This is a genomic window from Undibacterium sp. RuRC25W (assembly GCF_049339825.1).
GTDB lineage: Bacteria > Pseudomonadota > Gammaproteobacteria > Burkholderiales > Burkholderiaceae_D > Undibacterium.
Map to the genome: position 1 here is coordinate 55,564 of NZ_JBMPPD010000029.1, position 6,074 is coordinate 61,637.

The 6,074-nt window shown below is 45.5% G+C and carries 4 protein-coding genes and 1 pseudogene; 3 read left to right on the forward strand and 2 right to left on the reverse strand.

Annotated features, from left to right (window positions below; all coding sequences use genetic code 11):
- Window positions 1–7 precede the first annotated feature (7 nt).
- Window positions 8–478, reverse strand: coding sequence for an Lrp/AsnC family transcriptional regulator (locus ACO0KV_RS13695; RefSeq protein WP_423043095.1), 471 nt, complete (start codon window positions 476–478; stop codon window positions 8–10).
- Window positions 479–626: 148 nt separating this feature from the next.
- Between ACO0KV_RS13695 and glmS the strand changes: the two genes are divergently transcribed.
- The 3 genes from glmS (at window position 627) to ACO0KV_RS13710 (ending at window position 5,580) form a co-directional block, all read left to right on the forward strand.
- Entirely contained in the window at window positions 627–2,444 is a 1,818-nt protein-coding gene (gene glmS, locus ACO0KV_RS13700; RefSeq protein ID WP_423043096.1) for a glutamine--fructose-6-phosphate transaminase (isomerizing), read from the forward strand.
- A 406-nt stretch (window positions 2,445–2,850) separates the two neighbouring features.
- Window positions 2,851–3,039 carry a hypothetical protein gene (locus tag ACO0KV_RS13705; RefSeq protein ID WP_423043097.1) on the forward strand — a complete coding sequence of 63 codons (189 nt, stop codon included), beginning with the start codon at window positions 2,851–2,853 and terminating at the stop codon, window positions 3,037–3,039.
- Between the two features lie 153 nt (window positions 3,040–3,192).
- Window positions 3,193–5,580, forward strand: coding sequence for a DUF4238 domain-containing protein (locus tag ACO0KV_RS13710; protein WP_423043098.1), 2,388 nt, complete (start codon window positions 3,193–3,195; stop codon window positions 5,578–5,580).
- A gap of 376 nt (window positions 5,581–5,956) precedes the next feature.
- Here ACO0KV_RS13710 and ACO0KV_RS13715 read toward each other — a convergent pair.
- A pseudogene (locus tag ACO0KV_RS13715) lies at window positions 5,957–6,074 on the reverse strand (IS30 family transposase); the annotation flags it as partial.

Below are 6,074 nucleotides of genomic sequence, written 5' to 3' on the forward strand. Positions count from 1 at the left end.
CAATGCATCAGAGCGCAATTTGCGTCTCAAATTTACTGCGATGCATTGAAAAAAAACTCCGCACGTTACGGATGTTGCTCTGCGTCGCAAATAAGCGATGTGCAAGTGCATGATAAGCGGGCATATCTGCGACTTGAATGACCAACACAAAATCAGGGCCCGGTGATACACGGTAGCACTGCTGCACCGCGCCTTCATGGGCGACCAACTCCTCAAATGCCTGCATTTTTTCACTAGTTTGCATATCCAGCGTGATCTCAACGATGGCAGTCAGACTTGGTCCCAGCTTGTCGGGTGCCAACAGCGCAACCTGACGCAAAATCACCCCCTCATCCACCAATCGTTTTACCCGCCGCAGACTGGTCGGAGGAGACGCATGCACCCGCGCTGCCAGTTCGTGATTAGTTAAGGCAGAATTTTGTTGTATTTGCAACAAAATTCGTTTGTCCAGCTCATCTAATATCAATATTTTTGACATAAAATTTCAAAATAGAATTAAAAATGAAATATAACACCTGTCTTTAATCGTATCGATGATTTATTTCAAAATCAATAAAAATTTGAAATAAATCGTCATTCAAACTCGATTAGCATGACGTCATATTATTTTTCTTTGTGAGGTCATTATGTGCGGTATCGTCGCGGCAGTTGCTCAACGTAACATCACTCCTATTTTGCTTGAAGGTTTAAAGCGACTTGAATACCGTGGCTATGACTCTTGTGGCGTGGCCTTGCATGTCAATGGCCAGTTACAACGCTCTCGCAGCACCTCACGCGTGGCAGAGTTGCAGGCTCAAATTGAGCAAACAGGCTTAGCAGGCTTTACAGGTATTGCACACACCCGTTGGGCAACCCATGGTGTTCCATCTTCTGCTAACGCGCACCCACACTTCTCACGCGATCGTATCGCACTGGTCCACAACGGCATTATTGAAAACCACGAAGAATTACGCGCAGAATTAACAGCACTTGGTTATGTGTTTGAAAGTCAGACAGATACCGAAGTGATCGCCCATCTGGTCGATCATATGTACCAAGGTGATTTATTTGAAACCGTCAAACTCGCTGTCAAGCGCCTCACTGGTGCTTACGCCATCGCTGTCTTCTGCCGTGATGAGCCGCACCGCGTCGTTGGCGCGCGCCATGGTTCTCCTTTGATCGTTGGTATTGGCAAAGGCGAGAACTTCATTGCCTCTGATGCGATGGCCTTAGCCGGCGTGACAGACCAGATCACGTATCTGGAAGACGGTGACGTCGTGGATTTGCAATTGCAACGCGTCTGGATCGTCGATGTGAACGGCAAATCAGTGGACCGTGAAGTTCGTACAGTGCATGCGCATAGCGGTGCGGCCGAACTAGGCCCTTACCGTCACTACATGCAAAAAGAAATCTTTGAGCAGCCACGCGCCATCAGCGACACCTTAGAAGGCGTCACTGGCATCATGCCAGAGTTGTTTGGTGATAATGCGTACGGCATTTTCAAACAAATTGATTCAGTACTGATTTTGGCTTGCGGTACCAGCTATTACGCAGGTCTGACTGCTAAATACTGGCTTGAATCGATTGCAAAAATCCCCGTCAATGTAGAAATCGCCAGTGAATACCGCTACCGCGATAGTGTGCCCAATCCAAACAGCTTGGTCGTCACCATCTCTCAGAGTGGTGAGACCGCTGATACCCTCGCTGCACTCAAACACGCACGCAGCCTAGGTATGCATCACACGCTCACCATCTGTAACGTCTCCACGAGCGCCATGGTGCGTGAATGCGCGTTGTCGTACATCACCCGCGCGGGTGTCGAAGTTGGCGTGGCATCGACCAAAGCATTCACAACACAATTGGCCGCTTTATTCTTACTGACTCTGGCACTGGCACAAAGCAAAGGTCGTTTGTCCGAAGAAGAAGAAGCAACCCACATCAAATCCATGCGTCATTTGCCTGTCGCGATCAGCGCAGTGTTGGCACTGGAGCCGCAAATTATTGCGTGGGCAGATGAATTCGCCAACAAAGAAAATGCCTTATTCCTCGGCCGTGGATTACATTACCCAATCGCCCTAGAGGGCGCATTAAAACTCAAAGAAATTTCATACATCCACGCCGAAGCCTATCCAGCAGGTGAATTGAAACACGGCCCATTAGCCTTAGTGACCAAAGAAATGCCAGTGGTCACCGTTGCACCAAACGATGCCCTGATCGAAAAACTCAAATCCAACATGCAAGAAGTCCGCGCCCGCGGTGGTGAGTTATTCGTCTTCGCCGACGCCGATTCTCACATCACGTCCAGCGAAGGCGTGCACGTGATCCGTTTGCCAGAACACTACGGTCAACTGTCCGCTCTTCTGCACGTCATCCCCTTGCAGCTACTCGCGTATCACACAGCGTTAGCACGTGGTACTGACGTTGATAAGCCTCGTAACTTGGCGAAGAGTGTGACGGTGGAGTAAGGTTTTAACGTACGAATACCGACTGTTCCCGACAATTAAAGTCGTAAACTGGCTATTAAAGTCGCAATCTGGTTATTAAAGTCGTAAACTAAAAATCCTATAAAAAATGCCCAAACCTGGAATTTCAGGCTTGGGCATTTTTGCATCTGAATACGAGCACAATTGAGCTCTTGATTTATCGTAACCTCGCTGTAGAGTATTTTGGTGTGACGCCAACATCAGAGATGAAATGGCACGAATCCGTGAAAAATGACTTAATTGACGAACGAGGGACGAGCCATGCCATTATTCAATTCAGAGGTGACATCGCTGCTGACTGCGCTACCGAACGAAACCTTGTTCTGTTGGCGTGCACTCAATTTTGACGTAGAGTCTAACCGCACGAATGCGGTCTTCGTATGAATACATGAACTACCTCCAAGTAGTCCAAGTTTTTATCCGCACCCCCTCCCGGTCAATATTCGGTGCGCGTCAACAAGTCAAGGATAATGAATTAGAAAAAATGCAGCTTCGTGCGGTCACGGAAGAAGATGCAGAATTAGCTGTTAACGCTTTAGGTTTCGTTATTCTTGAAATTGGCTGGGCTAAAGGTTAAATACTGAGGTTACACGCGATGCGAAAGTGCGCGCCCTTGCAAGTACTTATCCTATTCAGATAAAAATTCGTCAGTTTTGGCAAATTTGTGCAATCCTAATGTTCCGATCTAAACTAATTCAATAATTCCCTGTAAATGGATACCGAATGCACAATGAGTAAGACAAGAAATAACCATTTCGTACCGCAATGGCATCAAAACGGGTTCGTTCATGAAATTGATAATAAATTGTGTCATCTTAAGCGCCGTGAGATCAAGCTAAAAGACGGCTCGATCAAAGTCACCTACGGCAAAAATTGGTTCACCTCAGCACAATGCTTCTACGAGAAAGACCTGTACTCGACATTTTTCGGAACGATAGTCAATGACGATATCGAGAGGAAGTTGTTTGGTCTTATTGATGGTAATGGTGCTGATTCAGTTAAGGCGTTTCTAACTGACGATCAGGCTCAATGGCACCATAATTTTCAAGACTTCTTCACCTACCTAGATGCGCAAAAGTTACGAACACCTAAAGGCTTGGACTGGGTTAAGTCTAAGTACCCCGAATTAAGTCAGATTCAACTAATGATTGAGATGCAGGCATTGAGAACCATGCACTGCACGCTATGGGCTGAAGGTGTTCGTGAACTATTATCAGCTGAAGATTCTGAAGTTAAATTCATTGTATCTGACCATCCTGTAACTATCTACAACTACGCCTGCCCACCAGATTCAGAATTTTGTGCCTACCCAAATGATCCTGACATTGCTTTAAAGGGATCTCAGACTATATTCCCACTAAACAAAAATCGATGCTTGATATTGACTAACCTTGAGTACGCAAAAGATCCAAATGTTGTGAACCCGCTAGAACAACGAACAAACCCAACAAAAATGCGGCGGTCAATGGTCAATACCATTAACTTCATCAATAAGCGAAAACTGACAGCCGATGAGGTTACCAAGATAAATTACATCATCAAGTCCAGAGCCAATGACGCAATTGCAGCTGGAAAAGAGAGCTGGCTTTACCCTGAAAATAAGCTGAATTGCGATTGGACTGAGTTGCGTCATGTGCTAATACCACCTTCTGATGAGATATGCCATTTCGGCGGGGAAATGTTTGCTGGTTATGAAGATGGAAGCACTCATTACCAAGATGCCTTTGGTCGTACCACTCTTCAAAATGAACACTTGAAGAAAGAAACTAACGAATCAAAACTGGGTAGAAACGATACCTGTGGGTGTGGTAGTAACCGCAAGTACAAGCATTGCTGCAAAGACCTGCCTAAAGAATTACGAACCAGTTGGACGGAACTCAGTATACGTGAACGAAATTTGGCATTCTGCCGTGCAATCAAGGGAATTTTAGGACTTGACGCGGGCAAAACTTGGCTAGACGTTAGGCGGGAAATTACTGATGAGCAGATTGCCAGAATCTATGGATTCTATTCCACTATATGGCCTCGTGAAACCGACATCTATTCATTGTTGCCAAAGTCGGATGGCAGATTCAGGGCTCTGTACACTGGCGCGCTCGATGTTCGAGTTATCGGATTGCACGCGTTACCGATGGCTTCGCTATTTGATGAGTTTCTTATCGAAAGCCCAATAGTCAATCCCAACAACATTAAGTCTGAATTTAGTCCAACCAAATCGCCAGCCAAGTACAAGTACCAAGCTCTAAAAGACATCCTGTTGATGTTGAAGTTAGAGCCGTACATCGGTTACGGACTTATTAACTTAATTCCTGATCCGAGTAATTTCGATCTGAATTTAATGAAAGCCATGATGGACATGGCTACATCTCGACGAGGAACTGTTGATAGTCAACGAGACATAGAGACTGTAAAAAAACTGACGATCGAGGACTATCTGAACTCAACTCATATGATGCCTAGAGGTGTCAAGATTCGTTCGTTGGTTAATGATTTTGGTATGTCTGAGGATGTGGCTGCTCAGGTGATTGATACGTTAGAAGCGAACGCCGAAGCAACTCCGTTGACCATGCTCCAACCAATACAGCCAGGTAGCGGCGGTCAGTTCATGCAATTCAGCATGGCGCCAAATTATGAAATGTCTTTGTTTGTAGCTCAGGTCACAGGTTCGGTCGTCGTAACCGACAGTGAGTCTAGGTGGACTGAACTTAAAACCGCACAGCACAGGAAGATGGGTTTTGTTTCCTATCCGTGGATTGATGTTTATGGACAAATAAATCGGATACCAATGGATTATCGAATGCTTGAGTCATACACTAAAACCCAGCATCACTTCATCGCTGCTAGGGCAGTGTTGAAACATGCTGATGAGCTAGTTTTGGCCGATAATCATGACCCAGGTAAGTTGGAAAGGTTGACTGAATCAGTGACTCGGTTGAATAATCGACTTCGGGAAATTGATTCTGATAGCACTGCCAAGTTTGTGAACGGTGACTGTAGGATTCTAGCGCCTGATGGCGGTATCTATGACAGCAAGGTTCAGCGGTTGTTGGCTCTGTCTGGGTGTTCGAAATATGACCATAGAGTACGATCGGTGTATTACGTTGGATTGAAAGTATAGTCAATGATCTGTCTCCCAGCGCAGGTGTGGCTTGAATTGAATACAAGTACGCTTTACACACGTGTGAATCTTAGATGGATTGTTGAAGTTCATGAGAAAACTTCATTGGTCTGCCTCGGAGAGAAAAATATTCAATTCAAGCTGCACCCGCCAGCGCCTAACAATGTGCTCGTTCGGACACTCTTAGCGTCGCGCGACACGGTTTAACGGTTCATGTCCGCTGTGGGTTCAAGCGGCCATTCGGTAAAATACTTACGGGTAGATAAGATTGGTTATTCGATTGTCTAAGTCAGGAGTGTTCAATCAAATTCGGTAATTTTGATGTTTCATCCGCCGCGAATTAGTAGAATTTGATCGTTTAAATTAAAGCGCGAGTTCAATTTTGAAGTGCAAGCGTATTTTTGAAGAATACCTGATTGGGTGTAAGGTATCCTAATCTTTTTCTTGGTCGATTATTCAGTCTTTTCATGGCGTGATCAATCTCCTGTTGTGTA